Raw genomic sequence first — 18,740 nt, 5'->3', positions numbered from 1 at the left:
GGGTTCCGGACAGGGCCGGGCGGTGGCTCGGGGGCGCGTCGGTGCCGTGACGTGTGCCGGGCCGTGCGCGTCCGTGCCGGGGCGTGTGCGCAGAAGCGCCCCCGGTGCGGGGCGTCGGTGGCGGCTGAGCGGGTAGTGACCGGCCATGCGGGTGAGTGTGGTGGACGCGGGGTCGAACACGGTTCGTCTGGTGATCGCGGATGTGGAAGGTGGTGTTCCGCTGCCGGTGCACACCGTCAAGTGGAAGCTGCGCCTGTCCGAACAAGTGGGCCCGGACGGCTCGATCGCCGACGCGGCGGTGGAGCAGTTGGTGACGGCGGTGGCCGCAGCGGGCGCGACGGCCCGGCGATGGCGCGCGACGGGTCCGCTGGCCTTCGCGACGGCGGTGGTGCGCGGCGCCCCGAACCGGCACGAGGTGCTGGAGCGGGTGGCGGCGGGCACCGGCATCCGGATGTGCACCCTCCCGGGTGAGACCGAGGCCGAGCTGACATTCCTGGCGGCCCGCCGCTGGCTGGGCTGGAACGCGGGACCACTGGCGCTGCTCGACATCGGCGGCGGCTCCCTTGAGGTGGCCTTCGGCCGGGGCCGGCTGCCGGACTTCGCCGCCTCCCTGCCGCTCGGCGCGAGCCGGCTGACCCGGGAGTGCCTGAGCGTCCAGGACCCGCCGGGACCGGCCGAACTGAAGGTGCTGCGCCGCCGGATCCGGCACGAGCTGCGGGACGTGGCGTCCCGGATCCGCTGGGAACGGCCGCGTACCGCCGCCGTGTCCTCCCGTACGTTCCAGCAGCTCGCGCGGCTGTGCGGAGCCGCGCCCGGACGGCACGGGCCTTTCGTGGCGCGGGAGGTGGACTGCGACGACCTGCGCGGTGCGGTGCGGGCGCTGTCCGCGCTCCCGGCCGCCGAGCGCGCCCAGCTGCCGGGGATCTCGGCGCCGCGCGCGGCCCAGAGCCTGGCCGGCGCCGTCGTCGGGCACACCGCCCTGAAGCTCATGGGCCTGCGCCGGGCGGTGGTCTGCCCCTGGGCCATCCGTGAGGGCGTCCTGCTGCGCTACATCGAGGACGGCCCCGACTGGTGGACCGAGGCCACGGCGCCGGCCGCCCCGCCGGCCCCGGTCCCGGCACTGCGGATCGCGAGCCCGCCGGCCTGACCTCCCGGCACCGCGCGTCGCGAGTCCGCCGGCGCAGGCCCGTCTCCCGGGTCTTGCCGGTGCGCGGGGCCGGGACCCGCCCTCCGGGGCGTCGTCGTCGGCTGCCGGCTCCGCCACGCCCGGCTCCGCTCGCGCCGGGGGCGCCGCTGCCGCGCCGGCGTCTTCTCGCAGCCGCACGCACCGGTCCCCGCTCGGGTGGGCCGGCAGGCGGGCAGGTCCGCGCGCACCTGCGCCGACCCCGCCGGGTCACCTGGAGCCGGCCGGATCCGGGAGAGACCCGGGGGCCCGGGGGCCCGGGGGCCCGGTCAGCCCCGGGTGCGCAGAGAGCCCACCGTCCTCAGCAGCCGGTCGGCGGGGTCGCGGAGCGCGGGGTGGGCCAGGACCGTGTTGCGCAGGCCGCGTACCGGTCTCCGCCACATGCGGCGGGCGAGCGCCACCGGGTGCGTCCGGTCGGCGAAGCCCTCGGCGACCCGCAGTTCGCGGGTCTTCAGCCAGTCCTTGTACTCCTTGTCGCCGCGGCCGAGGTCGACCAGGGTCACCCCGCCCCGCGCGGCGGCCTCGGCGGTGCGCAGGTGCATCATCAACCCGGGCGAGTAGTAGCGCAGTTCGGGGTCGTACGCGGTGAACCAGGCTGCCAGCACGGTGCTCGAACGGGGCCCGAAGTGGGCCGCCACCGGCCGGTCGCCCGCGTACAGCACGGACAGCACGCCGGTGAAGTGCTCCTCGCGGACGTGGAAGAGATGCTCGACCAGACCGACGATCCAGGGCCGGGAGAACCGGTCCATGCGGCCGGTCCTGCGGTACTGGGCGGACTTCCAGCGCATAAGGGTGCCGAGCGCCCGCGGGTCCCGCTCGTCGAAGACGAACCGCACCTCGCCGAGGTCCCGGCCGAGCCGCCGCTCCTTCTTCAGGGTCGTCTTGGCCAGCCCCGGGTACGCGCCGCGCAGCCACTGCGGATAGTCGCCGTCGCCCGGTTTCACGTCGATCACCGGTGAGGCGAAGGTGCCGGTGACGTGGGGGGCGAACGGCCGCTGCCCGCACACCAGATGGTCGAACTCGAAGATGCTGAGGCGTGCGGCCCGCAGCAGTTCCCCGGTGTCCCAGGTGACGCCGGGGCGGTGCACGAGCGCCTGGCAGTCGGAGAGTCCGAGTCCGACGGCCCGTCCGGTGCCCAGCGGCCCGCGCTCGAAGGGGAGGAAGCCGACCGGCTCACCGCCCTCGCGCAGCACCGCGATCCGGGTGCCGCGCCGGAAGCGGCCGACGCCGGTCGCGAACTCCGGTGCCAGGAAGGGGTTGGCGTACTCGGGTGACTCGTCCATCGCGCGGTGCCAGGCCGCGCGCAGGTCCGCCGTCAGCTCGCCGGGACGGTGAACGGTGATCTGGCCGATGGATCGCATGGGCGATCGCTCCCCCCACGACGCGCCGGGCGCGCCCTGCCGCTGGTTTCCGTGTCCGCCGATCCCCACCACGCCGTGCCGTCCCGCGACCGCCGTCCGGGTTTCCGGACGGGGCCGAACCCGGCGAAACAGCACGCGCACCGTCAAGGGTGCCCCAGGCGGCGGACCGTTCGCCACGGATACGCCGACATCGGTCACGGCTTCGGGCTCACCGTCCACGCGTGCGGACGCCCTCGACGGTCGCGCTATTGACATGAACCTGCACCAGCCCCGAGGCTTCGTGCGTGAAGTTGCTCGATAGTCGCTCGTTTCGAGCGTCTGCGAGCAGCAACCGTTAGGACAGTCATCAAGGACACGCAATCCGCAAGGGTGCGAGGGGAGCTGTTCCGCCGTGCGAAGACTCCGACATCGTGTGCCGTGGCCGGCCTGGGTTCCGCCGGTACTGGCCACGTTCCTGGCCGCGACCGTGCTGGCCGGCCCGGGGCCCGCCGAGGCCGCCACCGCCTCCGGGGCCGTACTGGACCCGGGGCACAGCAGCGTGAGCTGGCAGAGCCCGGTCTACGCCGAGGGCACCAAAGGCGGCACCGAGAGCTGCCCCGCCGCCGGCGCCGACCCGGAGAACAAGGTCTGCGACCGTTTCGACCTGAACGTCTCGGTGCCGGACGGCTACTGGGACGACAACCCCGAGGGCGGCGTCCCGCTGTCGGTCACATGGGACCACCCCTCGGACGACTTCGACCTGTACGTCTACGACGACCAGGGCAAGCAGGTGGCGTCCAGCGCGGGCACCGCCGACCCCGAGGCCACGGTGATCCCGCGGGCGTCGGGGACGTATCACGTGCTGGTGGTGCCGTACGACGTGCACGGCGGCTCGGTCACCGGCACCGCGTATCTGCCCGCCACCACGGACGCCGGCGACCTCACGTCCTTCTCGGGCCGGGACGGCAGCTACACCATCGGCGCCGGGACGCTGACGGCCCGGGCGGACTTCCTGACGGGTGATCAGCTGCGCCTCCAGGCAGACCCGTCGGGCTCGCTGAGCGACCCGGCCGGCACCGCCATCGTGCGCGAGCAGCCCGCGCTCCAGCGGCACACCTCGTCCTTCGACGCGGGCGCCTACTACGGCATCCGCTCCCCCGGGGCCGTGCTGCGCGTCTACAAGCACCCCCTGCGGTTCGGCCTGTACAAGCCCGACAACCGCGCCCGGATCTGGCAGGAGGACAAGCCGCTGCGCTGGTCGACCGGCGGTATGCGGCAGAGCCTCGCGCGGGGCGCGGACGAGCAGTTCTTCGGCGGCGGCGAGCAGAACGGCAGCTTCTCGCACCGCGGGCAGACCATGTACGTGTCCAACAGCTTCGACTGGGACGAGGGCGGCTACAACAACTCCCAGCCGTTCTACCTCTCCAGCGCGGGCTACGGCGTCTTCCGCAACACCTTCGCGCCGGGCGTCTACACCTTCGGCTCCCCGGTCACCACCGGCCAGCAGGAACGGCGCCTGGACGCCTACTACTTCCTCGGCGACGCCAAGCACGTCATCGGCGACTACACGGCACTCGTGGGCAAGCCCTTCATGCCGCCCGTGTACGGCCTCGAACCCGGCGACTCCGACTGCTATCTGCACAACGCCAACCGGGGCGAGCGGCACACCCTGGACGCGCTGAAGGTCGCCGACGGGTACACCGAGCACCAGATGCCGCTCGGCTGGATGCTGGTCAACGACGGCTACGGCTGCGGGTACGAGAACCTGGAGCAGACCGCCAAGGGGCTCCAGGACCACGACGCCCAGCTCGGCATGTGGACGCAGGACGGCATCGACAAGCTCGCCGACCAGGTCAAGGCGGGCCAGCGGGTGGCGAAGCTGGACGTGGCCTGGGTCGGCAACGGCTACAAGTTCGCGCTGGACGCGTGCGACGCGGCGAAGAAGGGCATCGAGGACAACAGCGACGCCCGCGGGTTCGTGTGGCTGCCGGTGTCCTGGGCGGGCGCCCAGCGCTGCGGTGTGCTGTGGAGCGGCGACCAGAAGCTGTCCTGGGACTACATCCGCTGGCAGATCCCGACCTACGCCGGGGCGACCCTGTCCGGCATCGCCTACAACACCGGTGACGTGGGCAGCATCTACCGCCACGACGCCAAGATGTACGCCCGCGACCTCCAGTGGAAGGCCTTCCTGCCGGCCATCATGACCATGGACGGCTGGGCGAGCGACCTCACCACGGGCAAGCCGGCCGACCAGCAGCCCTGGCTGGACGGGGAGCCGTACACCTCGATCAACCGCAAGTATCTCCAGCTCAAGGAGCGGTTGTTGCCGTACATGTACACCCTGTCGGCCCAGGCGGCGAAGACGGGTGTGGGGGCGGTACGGCCGCTGTGGCTGGAGTACCCGGACGACCCGAAGACCCTGGGAGCCGAGGCGAAGTACGAGTTCCTGTCCGGCCGGGACTTCCTGGTGGCGCCGGTCTACCAGGACTCCGAGACCCGCGACGGCATCTATCTGCCGAAGGGCACCTGGACCGACTACTGGACCGGGCGCACCTACCAGGGCCCGACCACGCTGAACGGCTACCACGCGCCGCTGGACACGCTGCCGCTGTTCGTGCGCGAGGGCGCGGTCGTGCCCATGTGGCCTAAGGGGACGACGAGTTGGCAGACCCGGGACCGGCACGAACTGGACTGGGACCTGTACCCGGCCGCCCACGGCACCAGCCGGTACACCCTCTACGAGGACGACGGCGTGACCCGCGACTTCACCAAGGGCGCCGCCGCCACGCAGTCGGTGTCGACGCGCGCGGACCGGACGGGCATCTCGGTGGCGGTCGGCGCGAGCAAGGGGTCGTACAAGGGCAAGGTGACCGCGCGGACGTACACGTTCACCGTGCACGGCGGCTCGGCGCCCGCGCGGGTGCTGCTGGACGGGCGCCGACTGCCGCGCTCCGCCTGGTCGTACGACAGCGCGAAGCACGTCACCACGGTCACCACGCCGAGTCTGCCGCTGAAGCGTGGGTTCGGCCTGCGGCTGGTCGAGGGGAGGTAAAGGAATCGTATGGTCTAGTCCAAAGTGCTCGTTGGTCTAGTCCAACTCATTGACGTGGCCGCAACACCTCCCGGAGGGTGGGGCGCGCCCTGGGACTCCCCACTCAGGGCTCACTTCTCCCCCACCCTCTGGAGGCACGCAGTGAGACGTCTTCGGGCATGTCTGGGCGCGGCGGCGGCCGTCACGCTCGCCGCAGCCGGCACGACCGCACTGGTCGCGAGCACCGCGTCGGGCGCCACCGGCGCGCTCGACAACCGCTGGTACGCCGCCGCCCCCTATCTGATGCCGACGGACAACGACCCGCCGGACGCCGGCGCCATCATGGACGCCACCGGCCTCAAGGCCTTCCAGCTCGCCTTCGTCCTCGCCCCGAACGGCGGCGGCTGCTCGCCGACCTGGGGCGGCACGGCACCCGTCTCCTCGGACACGGCCGTGCAGTCGGTGATCAGCACGATCCGCGCCAAGGGCGGTGACGTCTCGGTCTCCATCGGCGGCTACGGCGGCACCAAGCTCGGCCAGGCCTGCGCGGACCCGGCGGCCACGGCGGCGGCCTACCAGCAGGTCATCACCAAGTACGGGCTGCACGCCATCGACTTCGACCTGGAGGAGCCGGAGTACGAGAACACCGCGGCCATCCACAACGAGATCGGCGCCGCGAAGATCCTCCAGCAGAACAACCCGGGGCTGTACGTCTCGGTGACCACGGCCGGCACGGCGGACGGCACCGGCTGGTTCGGCAAGCAGATGCTGCTGGAGGCGAAGTCGCAGGGCTTCACCCCGAACAACTTCTCCATCATGCCCTTCGACGGCGGCTTCAACGGCGCGGCGAGCCAGACCAGCGCGCTGACCAACTTCAACACGATCCTCCAGTCCACGTTCGGCTGGGACCAGGCGACCGCCTACGCCCACGAGGGCTTCTCCGGCATGAACGGCCGCAGCGACACCGGCGAGTACTTCAGCCAGGCCGACTTCCAGACGGTGCTCGACTACGCGACAAGTCACCACATGGACCGTTTTACATACTGGTCGCTGAACCGGGACCGGCAGTGCACCCCGGCCGACAATGGAGGCCGCACCTCCGGCACCTGCTCCAGCGTGGCGCAGAACGCCTGGGACTTCGCCAAGTACTCGGTGAAGTTCGCGGGCGCCACCCCGCCGAGCGGCACCCCCACACCGACCCCGACGCCGACGCCGACCCCGCCGGGCGGCGGCGCCTGCAAGGACGCGTGGAGTTCCTCGGCCGTGTACACGAGCGGGAACGAGGCGTCGTACAACCACCACAACTGGAAGGCCAAGTGGTGGACCCAGAACGAGACGCCCGGCGCGTCCGAATGGGGCCCCTGGCAGGACGAGGGCGCCTGCTGACCCCTTGACGGCGCGGGGCCGGGCCTCTAGCTTCACGGGTCATCAGTGAACAAGGATGCGTCCAGCGTTCAGCATTCTGAACCACGGGATGTGAGCGCCGGGCGTGTCCTTCTCGCGAAAGGACCCCCCACCGTGAACCGTTCCCGGCTCTGGGCACCCCCGGCCGCCGTCGGCCTCGCCCTCGCGCTCACCCTCCTCAGCGGCGCCGGCGCGGGCGCGGCCGACCCGCACGTGGCACCGGGCGGCAACTTCGACCTGTCCGTCTGGCAGCTCCAGGAACCCGTCGGCTCCCCCGGCAAGCCCACCACCATCCCCTCGTCCCGGCTCCAGGGCGCGAACGGCTACCAGGACACGTACTTCTTCACGGACACCCGGGACGGCGCGATGACGTTCTGGGCACCGGAGAAGGGCGTCACCACGCCGAACTCGAACTACGCCCGCTCCGAGCTGCGCGAGATGAACCGCGACGGCAGCGCCGCCGACTGGGCGCTGTCCGGCTCCCACCGGCTGAGCGCGACCCTGCGCGTGGTGTCCGTGACCAAGAACGTGTGCGTCGGCCAGATCCACCTCGGCTCCGGCGGCTCCTCCACCAAGCCGCTGGTCGAGCTGTACTACCACAGCGACGGCGACATCGTGCTGGGCACCGAGGACTCCCCCTCCGGCGGCCAGACCCCGCACCCGGTCGGGCACGTGTCCGTCGGCAAGACCTGGAGCTACACCATCGCCGTCTCGGGCGGCGACACCGTCGACCTGACCGTCAACGGCACGACCACCCACTACGCCATCCCGTCCTCCTTCAAGCCGTACAAGCAGTACTTCAAGGCCGGCTCCTACAACCAGTCCTCCTCGGACAGCACCACCAAGGGCGCCCGGGTCGGGTTCTACGGGTTGACCGTCTCGCACGGCTGACACGCACTCCGACCTGCGCGATTGGTGCATTCGGGCGGACGGTCGTAGCGTCGATGTGCGGTCCGACACAGCACGACTGGCGGGAGCGGCCAATGCGCGGATCATTGACGGGAACGGCGATCACCCTGGCGGCGGGAGCCCTGCTCACCGCGGCGATGTCCACAGCCTCGGCCAGTACGGCGACCACCTCGGCACCGAAGGTCGCATCCCCGGCACCGGTGCTCGTCGACTGCCAGTGGCAGCGCGATGTCCGTCCGACCGACTTCATTCTCGCCTGCGGTGACGGCAACAGCCGGCTCTCCGGGCTCCAGTGGAAGCAGTGGGGCGCGGACGGCGCCACGGCCACCGGTGTGAACATGGTCAACGACTGCAAGCCGTACTGCGCGGCGGGTCACTTCCGCTACTACCAGGTGAGCGTCAGGCTGGACCGCCCGCAGGCCTGGAAGAAGGACCCGGCGGTGCAGCACTTCACCCGGATGAGCCTCACCTACACCGACGCCCGTCCGGACGGGTTCCAGCGGGTCATGACCTACCCGCTCTGGGACTGACCGTCATCTCCACGACATGTGTGCCGTGCCCGGGAGGTCTCCGGGCCCGGCACACGCCGCCGTCGCGGCTCAGCGGATCTCGGCGTGTGCCGTGCCCGGGAGGTCTCCGGGCCCGGCACACGCCGCCGTCGCGGCTCAGCGGATCTCGGCGAGCAGGTCGCCGCCCTCCACCTGCTGGATGCGGTTGATGGCCAGCCGGGCCACCCGGCCCGCCTGCGGCGCGGTGATCGTCGCCTCCATCTTCATCGCCTCGATGGTGGCGACCGTGGCACCGGCGGCCACCTCGTCGCCCTCGCTCACCGCGAGCGTCACCACCCCGGCGAAGGGCGCCGCGACATGGCCGGGGTCGGAGCGGTCCGCCTTCTCCGTCACCGGGACGTCGGAGGCCGCCGCCCGGTCCCGTACCTGAATGGGGCGGAGCTGGCCGTTGAGCGTGGACATCACGGTGCGCATGCCGCGCTCGTCGGCCTCGCCGATCGCCTGCAGCTCGATCAGCAGCCGGACTCCGGGCTCCAGGTCGACGGCGTACTCCTTGCCCGGGCGCAGCCCGTAGAAGAAGGCCTTGCTGTCCAGCACGCCGGTGTCGCCGAAGGACTGGCGCCGGCTCTCGAACTCGCGGGTGGGCGCGGGGAACAGCAGCCGGTTCAGGGTGGCCCGGCGGTCCTTGGCCAGCCCCTCGCGGTCCTCCGCTGACAGCTCGGGCACCGGCCTGGGCGCCGCCCGCCCCTGGAGCGCCTTGGTGCGGAACGGCTCGGGCCAGCCGCCGGGCGGGGTGCCCAGTTCGCCGCGCAGGAACCCGATGACCGAGTCCGGGATGTCGAACCGGTCCGGGGTCGCCTCGAAGTCCGCCGGGGAGACGCCGGCGCCCACCAGGTGCAGGGCGAGGTCGCCGACCACCTTGGAGGACGGGGTGACCTTGACCAGGTGGCCGAGGATGCGGTCGGCGGCGGCGTACATCGCCTCGATGTCCTCGAAGCGGTCGCCGAGGCCCAGGGCGACGGCCTGGGTGCGCAGGTTGGAGAGCTGGCCGCCGGGGATCTCGTGGTGGTAGACACGGCCGGTCGGGGAGGCCAGGCCCGCCTCGAACGGGGCGTAGATCCTCCGCACGCCCTCCCAGTACGGCTCCAGGTCGCCGACCGCCTGGAGGTCGAGGCCGGTGGGCCGCTCGGAGTGGTCGGTGGCGGCGACGATCGCGGACAGCGACGGCTGCGAGGTCGTCCCCGCCATGGAGGCCACCGCGCCGTCCACCGCGTCGGCGCCCGCCTGGATCGCGGCGAGGTAGGTGGCGAGCTGGCCGCCGGCGGTGTCGTGGGTGTGCAGGTGCACCGGCAGGTCGAACTCCCGGCGCAGCGCCGAGACCAGCTTCGCGGCGGCCGGGGCGCGCAGCAGTCCGGCCATGTCCTTGACGGCGATGACATGGGCGCCGGCCTCGACGATCCGCTCGGCGAGGCGCAGGTAGTAGTCGAGGGTGTAGAGCCGCTCGGCCGGGTCGCTGAGATCGGCGGTGTAGCAGAGGGCGACCTCGGCGATCGCGGTACCGGTCTCCCGGACGGCCTCGATCGCGGGGCGCATCTGGCCGACGTCGTTGAGAGCGTCGAAGACGCGGAAGATGTCGATGCCGGTGGCGGCGGCCTCCTGCACGAAGGCGTCGGTCACCTCGGTCGGGTACGGCGTGTAGCCCACGGTGTTGCGGCCGCGCAGCAGCATCTGGAGGCAGATGTTGGGCACGGCCTCGCGGAGCGCGGCCAGCCGCTCCCAGGGGTCCTCGGCGAGGAAGCGCAGGGCGACGTCGTAGGTGGCGCCGCCCCAGCACTCCAGGGACAGCAGCCCGGGCAGGGTGCGGGCGACGACCGGGGCGACGGCGAGCAGGTCCTTGGTGCGCACCCGGGTGGCGAGCAGGGACTGGTGGGCGTCGCGGAAGGTGGTGTCGGTGACGCCGATCGTCGGGGACTCGCGCAGGTGGCGGGCGAAGCCCTCGGGGCCCAGCTCCACCAGCCGCTGTCGTGACCCGGCCGGCGGCTCACCGCCGGGCAGCGGCGGCAGCTTGGTCAACGGGTCGACCAGCTCGGGCCGTTCGCCGTGCGGCTTGTTGACGGTGACGTCGGCGAGGTAGGTGAGCAGCTTGGTGCCGCGGTCGGCGGAGGAGCGGGCGGTGAGCAGGTGCGGCCGCTCCTCGATGAACGAGGTCGTGACCCGGCCCGCCTGGAAGTCCGGGTCGTCCAGCACCGCTTGGAGGAAGGGGATGTTGGTGGATACGCCCCGGATGCGGAACTCGGCGAGGGCACGCCGGGCGCGTCCGACGGCGGCCTTGAAGTCGCGTCCCCGGCAGGTGAGTTTGACCAGCATCGAGTCGAAGTGCGCGCTGATCTCCGTACCGGCGTGGGTGGTTCCGCCGTCCAGCCGGATGCCGGAGCCGCCCGGGGAGCGGTAGGCGCTGATCCGTCCGGTGTCGGGGCGGAAGCCGTTGGCCGGGTCCTCGGTGGTGATCCGGCACTGGAGGGCGGCGCCGCGCAGGGTGACGGTGTCCTGGGCGAGGCCGAGGTCGGCCAGGGTCTCGCCGGCGGCGATGCGCAGCTGGGCCTGGACCAGATCGACGTCGGTGACCTCCTCGGTGACCGTGTGCTCGACCTGGATGCGCGGGTTCATCTCGATGAAGACGTGGTTGCCGTCGCGGTCGAGCAGGAACTCCACGGTGCCCGCGTTGCGGTAGCCGATCTCGCGGGCGAAGCGCACGGCGTCGGCGCAGATCCGCGTCCGCAGCTCCGGGTCGAGGTTCGGGGCGGGCGCCAGCTCGATGACCTTCTGGTGGCGGCGCTGCACCGAGCAGTCCCGCTCGAAGAGGTGGATGACGTTGCCCTCGGCGTCGGCGAGGATCTGTACCTCGATGTGGCGCGGGTCCACGACGGCCTTCTCCAGGAAGACGGTCGGGTCGCCGAACGCGGACGCGGCCTCCCGGGAGGCGGCCTCGATGGACTCGCGCAGCTGCGCGGGCTCCGCCACCCGGCGCATACCGCGCCCGCCGCCGCCCGCGACCGCCTTGACGAAGACCGGGAAGCCGATCTCCTCGGCGGCGCGCAACAGTTCGTCCACGTCGGTGGACGGCTGCGAGGAGCCGAGCACCGGCACGCCGGCCGCCCGGGCCGCGGCGACCGCGCGCGCCTTGTTGCCGGTCAGCTCCAGCGTCGGCGCGTCGGGACCGACGAAGGTGATGCCGGCCTCCGCGCAGGCCCGGGCCAGTTCCGGGTTCTCCGACAGGAAGCCGTAGCCGGGGTAGACGGCGTCGGCACCGGCCCGGCGGGCGGCGGCCACGATCTCCTCGACCGACAGGTAGGCGCGCACCGGGTGCCCCGGCTCGCCGATCTCGTACGCCTCGTCGGCCTTGAGCCGGTGCAGCGAGTTGCGGTCCTCGTGCGGGAAGACGGCGACCGTGCGCGCGCCCAGCTCGTAGCCCGCCCGGAACGCGCGGATGGCGATCTCGCCTCGGTTGGCGACCAGCACCTTGCGGAACATCCTGGATTCCCTTCAGCTGCCTGCCGGCGACGAACACCCTGGTGTCAGCCACGCCTTGCGTACTCCGCGGCCACCCTAGGGGCTGCCCGCCCGGGGGGCCGTGCGAAAACCATCACACCGAGAGGGTGGGCAGCGCCACAGGGGCGCGCCGCGGGCGCCGGGTCAGGGGGCTGGGGGGACGGTGGTGGGCGGGGGCGCGGCGGTGCGCCCGGCGTCCGCGCGCACGGTACGGGGAGCGGGTCCTCGGCCTCTGTCGGCGCGGCGGACCGGGAGCAGGGTCAGGGCGGCGGTGGCGCGGAGCCGGCCCCCCTGCCCGTGCAGCAGACCGAGGACGACGGCCGTACCCACCGCGACCAGGTGTTCCCTCCCGGCCAGGTTGGGGACGGCGACGGACTCCCACACCATCGAACCGCCGGTCAGCGTGAACACCACGGGGGCACGTCGGACGACGGCGAGATAGGTGAACAGGCCGACGACGGCGGCCGAGGGCCCGGTGTCCAGCACCCGGCCGGTCTCGGGCGGCAGCCCGAACCCCCACCAGCCAGGTCCGGCGGCGATCATCAGGCGGGCGGTGAGGGTGCCGGCCAGCGTGGCGGTGTAGGCGATCGCCAGGGTACGGGCCCGGCCGAGGGTCAGCTCGGCGAGCGCGAAGGCGAGGAAGAGCTGGGTGATGCCGGCCCAGACGGGCAGGTCGAGGGCGGGCACGTACAGCGACACGGGGGTGCGCAGCAGGGACTCCCACAGCGGCAGGTCGGCCCGGACGCCACCGAGCCGGGTGACCCACAGGGCGCCGGTGGGATGCTGGGCGATGTCGTGGAAGAAGACGACACCGAACGCGGCGACGAAGGCGAGCAGCAGCCCGGACAGCCCGCGCCGGGCGAGCCGCCGTACGGGGTCGGTGACGATGGCGTGCCACTCGGCGCGCAGGGTGCGGGCGGTGAAGCGGGCGAGCCGCACGAGCCGTGGGGCGACCCCTGGGCGGCAGCGGTCGAGGCGCACTCGCCGTGTCACGTTCCCTCGTCCCTCCGCCTCCGTCTCCGCCTCCGCCGCGCGAGGCGTTTTCCCGCGCTCCGTCCGTTTCAGGCGCCCTCGTATGGATGTCCAGACTCGATGAGCCACAAGCGGGACGTCAAGATCCAAAACGGGTGGGAAGCCCCACAGGCCCGGACGGCGGGAATCACGGCCCGGGAGGCAACCTCCGCACCGCCGCCGACGTCCCGGCGGCACGTCTCCCCTGTGCGGGCGGGATCAGGTCACGACGCCTGACACGACGGGTAGGCGGGCCAGCACATGCGCGTCCAGGAAGCCTCGTTCGGAGGCCGGGTCGTGGAGCAGCCGGGCAACGACGTCGAGACCGACCCCGGCCAGCAGCTCCGCGAACCGGTCCACCGGCCAGCTGTAGGCGGGCGCCACTTTATGGTCGAACCGAACTGGCGTGGACCCGTCGGTTCCGAAGAACGAGACCAGGAGCAGACCCCCCGGCGCCAGGGCCCGCACCTGCTCGGCGAGCAACGCGGGCAGTTCCCCGGGCGGGGTGTGGATCATCGAGTAGTGAGCCAGCACGCCGCCGAGGGTGCCGTCCTCGACCGGCAGGGCCTCCATCCGCGCCTCCTCGAACCGCAGCGCGGGATGGGCCCGCCGGGCGTGTTCGACCATGACCGGAGAGAGGTCCAGCCCGAAGGCGTCCAACCCGAGGTCGCGCAGCATGGCCGTCAGGTGTCCGGGCCCGCACCCCACGTCGGCCGCCCGCAGGTTCCCCGTCGCCCGCACCAGTTCGGCGAAGGTACCGATCATGTTCCGCGCGAACGGCCGCGTCTCCAGCCGATCGGCGAACATCGACGCGTACAGCTCGACGACTCCGTCGTAGGCCGCCCTGGTCTCCTCCTGGTGCACCGTCACGGGAAGGGAAGCTAGCACCCGAGCCGACCGTCCGCACGCGCCCTCTCACCATCGACACGTCCACCGAGGAAGAGGCCACTCAGAAAGGAAAAACGCAACTTCGACAGGCCCCCCAGCGGCAGCTACTTTCCCCTCGTCTTCGGCAATCGCCCACCCCAGATCCCCCCGACCAGGGAGAGACGCATGCCCCGTCTTGCGCTGTACACGTTCGGCGTCCTGAAGTCACCTCTCACCGACCCGGGACCTCTCACCCGCGCACTCCACACCAGCGGTGAGGCCGTCTACCGGAAGATCAGCCGGCACCCGGGATACCTCGCCCGTGCCGAAGCCGCGGACGGCTGCCGGGGCACACACTTCGACCTGGACTGGGGTGCGTGGGGCGAGTTCGCCGTACCGACCTGGTACGGCAAGGGCCGTACGGCGGGGACCATCGCCCTGGACGCGACCCTCTCACTCTGGACGGACCTCCCCCTCGCCTTCGACGCCATCTACACCGGTCCGCACCGTGCGGCGCTGAACAGGCGTCACGACTGGTTCGAGAGGACGGAACACCCGAGTCACGTCCTCTGGTGGGTCCCCGACGACGAGATACCCACCTGGCAGGACGGCGTATCCCGGTTGGAACACCTCCACGCCCACGGCTCCGCCCCGCACGCCTTCACCTTCCACCGCGTGTTCGCCCCGGACGGAACTCCGACAGCGCCTACCGACCGCGTGCCGGACGTGCGGAGGCGCGGCCGGCACACCCACGGCTCGATCTAAGCGAGGCGGAACCGCTGGTGGGGCTGGTCACCACCGAGCCACTGGACCAGCGCGGCGCTGTTGTCGGTGCTCTCGCCGTTGACGGACACCGATTTGTCACTGTGCCGGGCGTTCAACGCCACACACCTGTAAAGCCAAAGCACCTGTACGAGCGGCGCTACATCACCACCTGTACGAGCGGCGCGACATCTCGCCCTGCATCCCGCCGCGCCCCGCACGCCTCGATGTCGTTGCGCTTCAGCGAGGCCCAGGGGATCAGCCGCCGTCACCTCCAGCGCATCGAGGCCGCCTCGTCCCGTGACCGGGAACGGGGAGGCCCCGCCGGGGGCAGCAGACGAGCGGGGCAGGTCCAGGCGGTCAGCCGGGCAGGGACCAGCGTCTGCCGCTCGGCAGGTACCAGGCGTACGCGCCGCCCCCGAACTCCCGGGCGTAGCCGAACCTGTCCTGCGCCGGGCGGCCGACGCCGTTCCACCAACGCCAGGCCTCCTCGGCGTGCTGCCACAGACTCTCGTCGCCGCCGAAGGTCATGATGCCCGCGCTGTCCCCGGCGAGCGGGACGCGGGCCCACGAGCCGTCCGGCCGCTGGAGCTGGAGTGCGAGTCCTTCCTCGTCGTGGTGGTAGACGAGTTCGGCGTCGGGCAGGTGGAAGGCGAGCACCAGGCGCAGCGGGTAGTGGGTGCGCAACTCCGCCGCCGTGAGCGAGGTCGGCCGGCTTCCCGCCGCAGGCGCCCGCTCCGGCCGGGCCTGGGCGGGGTACGTACGGGCATCGGCGCGCGCGGGCATGAAGCGACCGGCGTTGGTGGTGAAGAAGCCGCGGGCGAGGCCGTCGGAGCCGCGGGAGAGCCGTACCAGCCCCCCTTCGATCCCGAGCGTCAGGTCGGTGACGATGACTCCGCCCGGGCGTAGCTGGTGGATCCAGGCGTCCGGGACGGCCCGCACGGAGCAGGTGGCGATGATCCGGTCAAAGGTGTACGGCTGCGGGTATCCCAGCGTTCCGTCTCCGGCCAACACGCACGGGTTGTAGCCGGCGTCGAAGAGCCGGGCCCGGGCGGCGTCCACGAGTCCCTGGTCGACGTCGACGGAGTGGACGGCGGTACTGCCCAGTCGGGCGCACAGCAGGGCGGCGTTGTAGCCGGTGCCCGTGCCGATCTCCAGGACTCGGTGGCCGTCGCCGACGCCCAGGTCCTCCAGCATCCCGGCCATGAGGCTGGGCAGGGTGCTGGAGGACGTGGGGAATCCGGTCCAGGCGTCCGGTGCGACCTGCTCGGCCGTCTCCGGGTCCAGGCGCGTAACGAGAGTGGCGTCCCGGTAGACGGCCGCCAGCTCCTCGTCATCGGTGTGGCGCCGGCGCCACACCGCGATGCCCCGCTCGTCCGTCTCCTGCTCGAACCATGTGGGCACGAACAGGTGACGAGGGACGGTGGCGAAGGCCTCTTCCCAGGGCGCGCTGCGGATCGCGCCGTGGGCGACGAGGTCTTGGGCGAGTGCGGCGAGGTAGGGGCGGGCCGCGTCGTGGGCGGTGACGCTCATCCGTTGACTCCCTGGAGTTCGTCGGCGATGGCCTGGGTTCGGATAATGGTTGAGCTGCCCGGGCGTTGGGCGAGGTCTGTGCTGGTCCCAGAGCAACTGGGCGAGGGTCTCGGGCAGGAAGAGGTCACGTGACTCGGCAGGTTCTTGGGCGTGCGGTATTGGTCGCAGTCGTGGGTGTGGGGCGGGGGGATGGCCTCGGGATGGGCCGCGACGATGTGCCGGGACACGGCGGCCCGCGCGACGAAGCAGTTCGTGTCCACGCGAAGCCGCTCGGCGAGCGTGGTCATCACCGTCACGCACTCCAGACAGCCGAACATGAACGGCGGCGGCACCGGCAGTTCCAGGGAGACCGAGGCATCGTCAGGGCCGTCGTGCGGGTCTTCGCTCAACCGGCGCCTCCCTCAATGGCCTCGGCAAGGTCGGCCACGGGGAGCACGTCCTTCAGGGCGACCATGAGGGCGGCAGCCAGAGTCCACCGGAGGAGAGTGCTCGCCGTGAACGGCACCTTGTTCATGCCGTTCTTGTCTCCCGGCAGCAGATCGAGAGTGTCGGGGTCAAAAATCTGACCGCTGACGCCCCACACCGGCGCGTAGCCCACCAGCGCAGCCGTCCATCCCTTCCGCAGCGACGGGCAGTGCTCACGCGCCTCCTCCGCGCAGACCCGGTGGACCGGCGGCGCGACCACTACCTGCCCCTCCTCGATCAGCCTTCCGCTGGGCGAGGCGACCATGAAGAGCGAGCGCTCGTCGCGACGGCTGCCGGTAGGGCCACCGCACACCTGGCACAGCAGACGGCTCATGGCCTGCCGCTGCCGCAGCGGGTGCACCTCGTCGAACACCGGCCGGCCTCCGCGCGTGACCGGCTTCCGCGCCCACAGGACCCCGTACTGGCGATCGAAGTGATGCTCGTCCTGGAAGCCGAGGCCGGTACCGCCCCGGCCCCTGATCCGCTTGATGGGCTGCCCCGGCCCCTGCTCGCCCGACCAGGCGGTGATGTACGGGACAGGGGTGCCGTTCCAGTACCGGATGGGCCGCACTCCCGCCTCGGTACTGGACTCCGCGGCCTCGGGCAGCCGCAGTTCGACGGCCATCAGCTCCGTCCTTCCGGGTTCGGCTTCCCCTCGCCGTGGTGCTCGTGCGGCGGCGGCAGGGCCCGGAGCCTGCCGCCGCCCGTGGACCGCGAGCGGCACTTCGGGCTGTGCAGGTAGCTGAAGTAGGACCCGGCGTCACCCGGCCAGTGCCGGGGCACGGTGCCGGGGTTGAGGATGCTCAGCTCGGCCTGGCAGGCCATGCAGGTGACGAGCCGGCTGCCGGTGGCGGTCTCGCAGGCGGTTGCGTGCGCCTCTGCGAGCGGTACGGCAGCGGCGCACCGGGGACCGGCCTCGCAGGCCTCACACTCTGCGGCGTGCCTGACCCAGAGGATGAAGGTCTCGACCTTCGCGGTCCGGGCCTCGACACACGCGGCGCAGACCCGCGGCGGCCAGCCCGCCTCCATGCCCTCCAGGGGCCGCAACTCGACCGGCGCGGTGGCCGGGCACCACATGCACTGCCGTCCGGCGCGCTGTGCTTCGTTCAGCGTGCCGGTCAGCGGCATCTCGTGCGTCGAGACGAGGCGGCTGACCCAGGTCGGATCGTCAAGTGGATCCGGCAGCAGCCTCGGCCGCGGCGGCGGTACCAACTCCATCGTGCTCCTTCGGTGTGACCGCCCCACCCGGACTTCCGGGACCGAGTGGGGCGGCCGTCCCGCCCGGCCGCGGCGACAGCGAGGAAGCCGCAGCAGGGCGGGGGCTGGTGGGATGCGGCCCTGACCCGAATCGGCCGCCTGGGGCCCCTGGAACCCGGGGCGAGGTGAACCGCTCAGTGAGCGGGGTGCAGACTCGGGGCGCAGGCCGCGTGCACCGTGCTCGTGACGGTGCCGCCCGAGTTGCCGGCCCGGTCGTAGGGCGCGGTGTCGTCCCCGGCTCGGATCGGCCGGTCGCAGGCCACACACATGCCCCGGCCGGTGAGCGCCTCGTAGTGGTCGCACAGCGCGCTGAGCGTGCGGGCCAGCCTCCTGGCGTATACGACGTCCTCTCCCGGCGCGGTACCCGCGCGAGCGGACAACTTGACGCGCGCCTCGCTGACACAGGCAACCGCGCAGTAGCGGGGGATGTCGTCCTCGGGCAGCAGCGCGGCGATCCGCTCTACCTGCGGGATAAGGGACTCCATGTGCCCGCGCAGGGTCGCGGTCAGAGCCGCCAGCTTTTCGCCGGCGGGCGGCCGCACCGTGTCGTGCGGGAGCAGCAGGGCGATGCTGCTCCGCATCAGGTCGGTGCCCGCCGTCGCGGTGTCGGCGGCGGCCTGGGCGGTCTTCGTCATCGGGCCGCCTCCGTCTGACGGTACAGCGGGCACGCGCAGGGCGGCAGCGCCGTGGTGGTCTGCTCGGGCTGGGGCGGGTAGCTGCGGGAGACGGTCACGATCGCGCGAGGCGCGGTGACGACGCCCTCACGGGTGACCGTGTAGACCTTGATCGTCATTGCGGCGTGCCGTGTCGGCCTTCGTCCTCGGCCGATACCGTTGGTCATGTCGACGCTCCCTTCAGGGTTCGAGCGTTGGCCATGCCCCGGGAGGTCTCACCACCTCGCCGGGGTCATTGCGTCAACG

Annotated in this window: 15 protein-coding genes and 1 pseudogene; 6 read left to right on the top strand and 10 right to left on the bottom strand. The window is 72.1% G+C overall.

Features of this window, described 5'->3' with window-relative positions:
• Positions 1–145: 145 nt before the first annotated feature.
• Complete coding sequence (locus NX794_RS15915) at positions 146–1,147, top strand: Ppx/GppA family phosphatase (RefSeq protein ID WP_258779192.1); 1,002 nt, start codon at positions 146–148, stop codon at positions 1,145–1,147.
• 305 nt (positions 1,148–1,452) lie between these two features.
• Here the strand turns inward: NX794_RS15915 and NX794_RS15910 are convergent, their stop codons facing one another.
• Positions 1,453–2,544, bottom strand: a complete 1,092-nt coding sequence (locus NX794_RS15910; protein WP_258779191.1) for a GNAT family N-acetyltransferase — start codon at positions 2,542–2,544, stop codon at positions 1,453–1,455.
• Between the two features lie 859 nt (positions 2,545–3,403).
• On the opposite strand from NX794_RS15910, the pseudogene NX794_RS15905 reads away from it, so the two are divergent.
• From NX794_RS15905 to NX794_RS15890, 4 genes and pseudogenes are all read left to right on the top strand, one after another.
• Positions 3,404–5,560: pseudogene (locus NX794_RS15905) on the top strand (glycoside hydrolase family 31 protein); the annotation flags it as partial.
• 156 nt (positions 5,561–5,716) lie between these two features.
• Positions 5,717–6,940 (top strand): carbohydrate-binding protein, encoded by a 1,224-nt coding sequence (locus tag NX794_RS15900; RefSeq protein ID WP_258779189.1) that lies wholly within the window; start codon positions 5,717–5,719, stop codon positions 6,938–6,940.
• Positions 6,941–7,072: 132 nt separating this feature from the next.
• Entirely contained in the window at positions 7,073–7,849 is a 777-nt protein-coding gene (locus NX794_RS15895) for a polysaccharide lyase family 7 protein (protein ID WP_258779188.1), read from the top strand.
• 92 nt (positions 7,850–7,941) lie between these two features.
• Positions 7,942–8,397 (top strand): hypothetical protein, encoded by a 456-nt coding sequence (locus tag NX794_RS15890; RefSeq protein WP_258779187.1) that lies wholly within the window; start codon positions 7,942–7,944, stop codon positions 8,395–8,397.
• A 135-nt stretch (positions 8,398–8,532) separates the two neighbouring features.
• On the opposite strand, the gene NX794_RS15885 is transcribed toward NX794_RS15890, so the two are convergent.
• The 3 genes from NX794_RS15885 to NX794_RS15875 all read right to left on the bottom strand — a co-directional run bounded on the left by NX794_RS15885 (position 8,533) and on the right by NX794_RS15875 (position 13,806).
• A complete protein-coding gene (locus NX794_RS15885) occupies positions 8,533–11,907 on the bottom strand; it encodes a pyruvate carboxylase (RefSeq protein WP_258779186.1) in 3,375 nt (1,124 codons plus the stop codon).
• A 162-nt stretch (positions 11,908–12,069) separates the two neighbouring features.
• Complete coding sequence (locus NX794_RS15880; protein ID WP_428985913.1) at positions 12,070–12,918, bottom strand: hypothetical protein; 849 nt, start codon at positions 12,916–12,918, stop codon at positions 12,070–12,072.
• Positions 12,919–13,155: 237 nt separating this feature from the next.
• Positions 13,156–13,806, bottom strand: a complete 651-nt coding sequence (locus NX794_RS15875; RefSeq protein ID WP_258779185.1) for a class I SAM-dependent methyltransferase — start codon at positions 13,804–13,806, stop codon at positions 13,156–13,158.
• 183 nt (positions 13,807–13,989) lie between these two features.
• On the opposite strand from NX794_RS15875, the gene NX794_RS15870 reads away from it, so the two are divergent.
• A complete protein-coding gene (locus NX794_RS15870) occupies positions 13,990–14,568 on the top strand; it encodes a DUF3291 domain-containing protein (protein WP_258779184.1) in 579 nt (192 codons plus the stop codon).
• 357 nt (positions 14,569–14,925) lie between these two features.
• On the opposite strand, the gene NX794_RS15860 is transcribed toward NX794_RS15870, so the two are convergent.
• The 6 genes from NX794_RS15860 to NX794_RS15835 form a co-directional block, all read right to left on the bottom strand.
• Positions 14,926–16,098 (bottom strand): methyltransferase domain-containing protein, encoded by a 1,173-nt coding sequence (locus NX794_RS15860; RefSeq protein ID WP_258779182.1) that lies wholly within the window; start codon positions 16,096–16,098, stop codon positions 14,926–14,928.
• Positions 16,095–16,487 carry a hypothetical protein gene (locus NX794_RS15855; protein WP_258779181.1) on the bottom strand — a complete coding sequence of 131 codons (393 nt, stop codon included), beginning with the start codon at positions 16,485–16,487 and terminating at the stop codon, positions 16,095–16,097. The genes NX794_RS15860 and NX794_RS15855 overlap by 4 nt, the downstream gene beginning before the upstream one ends.
• A complete protein-coding gene (locus NX794_RS15850; protein ID WP_258779180.1) occupies positions 16,484–17,188 on the bottom strand; it encodes a hypothetical protein in 705 nt (234 codons plus the stop codon). Before NX794_RS15850 ends, NX794_RS15855 begins: the two co-directional genes overlap by 4 nt.
• Positions 17,188–17,781: a hypothetical protein gene (locus tag NX794_RS15845; protein WP_258779179.1), complete on the bottom strand. Its 594-nt coding sequence runs from the start codon at positions 17,779–17,781 to the stop codon at positions 17,188–17,190. The genes NX794_RS15850 and NX794_RS15845 overlap by 1 nt, the downstream gene beginning before the upstream one ends.
• A gap of 173 nt (positions 17,782–17,954) precedes the next feature.
• Entirely contained in the window at positions 17,955–18,455 is a 501-nt protein-coding gene (locus NX794_RS15840; protein WP_258779178.1) for a DUF6415 family natural product biosynthesis protein, read from the bottom strand.
• Positions 18,452–18,613 carry a hypothetical protein gene (locus NX794_RS15835; RefSeq protein WP_258779177.1) on the bottom strand — a complete coding sequence of 54 codons (162 nt, stop codon included), beginning with the start codon at positions 18,611–18,613 and terminating at the stop codon, positions 18,452–18,454. The genes NX794_RS15840 and NX794_RS15835 overlap by 4 nt, the downstream gene beginning before the upstream one ends.
• Positions 18,614–18,740 lie beyond the last annotated feature (127 nt).

This window comes from Streptomyces pyxinicus, assembly GCF_024753135.1.
GTDB classification, from domain to species: domain Bacteria; phylum Actinomycetota; class Actinomycetes; order Streptomycetales; family Streptomycetaceae; genus Streptomyces; species Streptomyces pyxinicus.
This window is presented reverse-complemented; position numbering and strand designations above follow the sequence as displayed.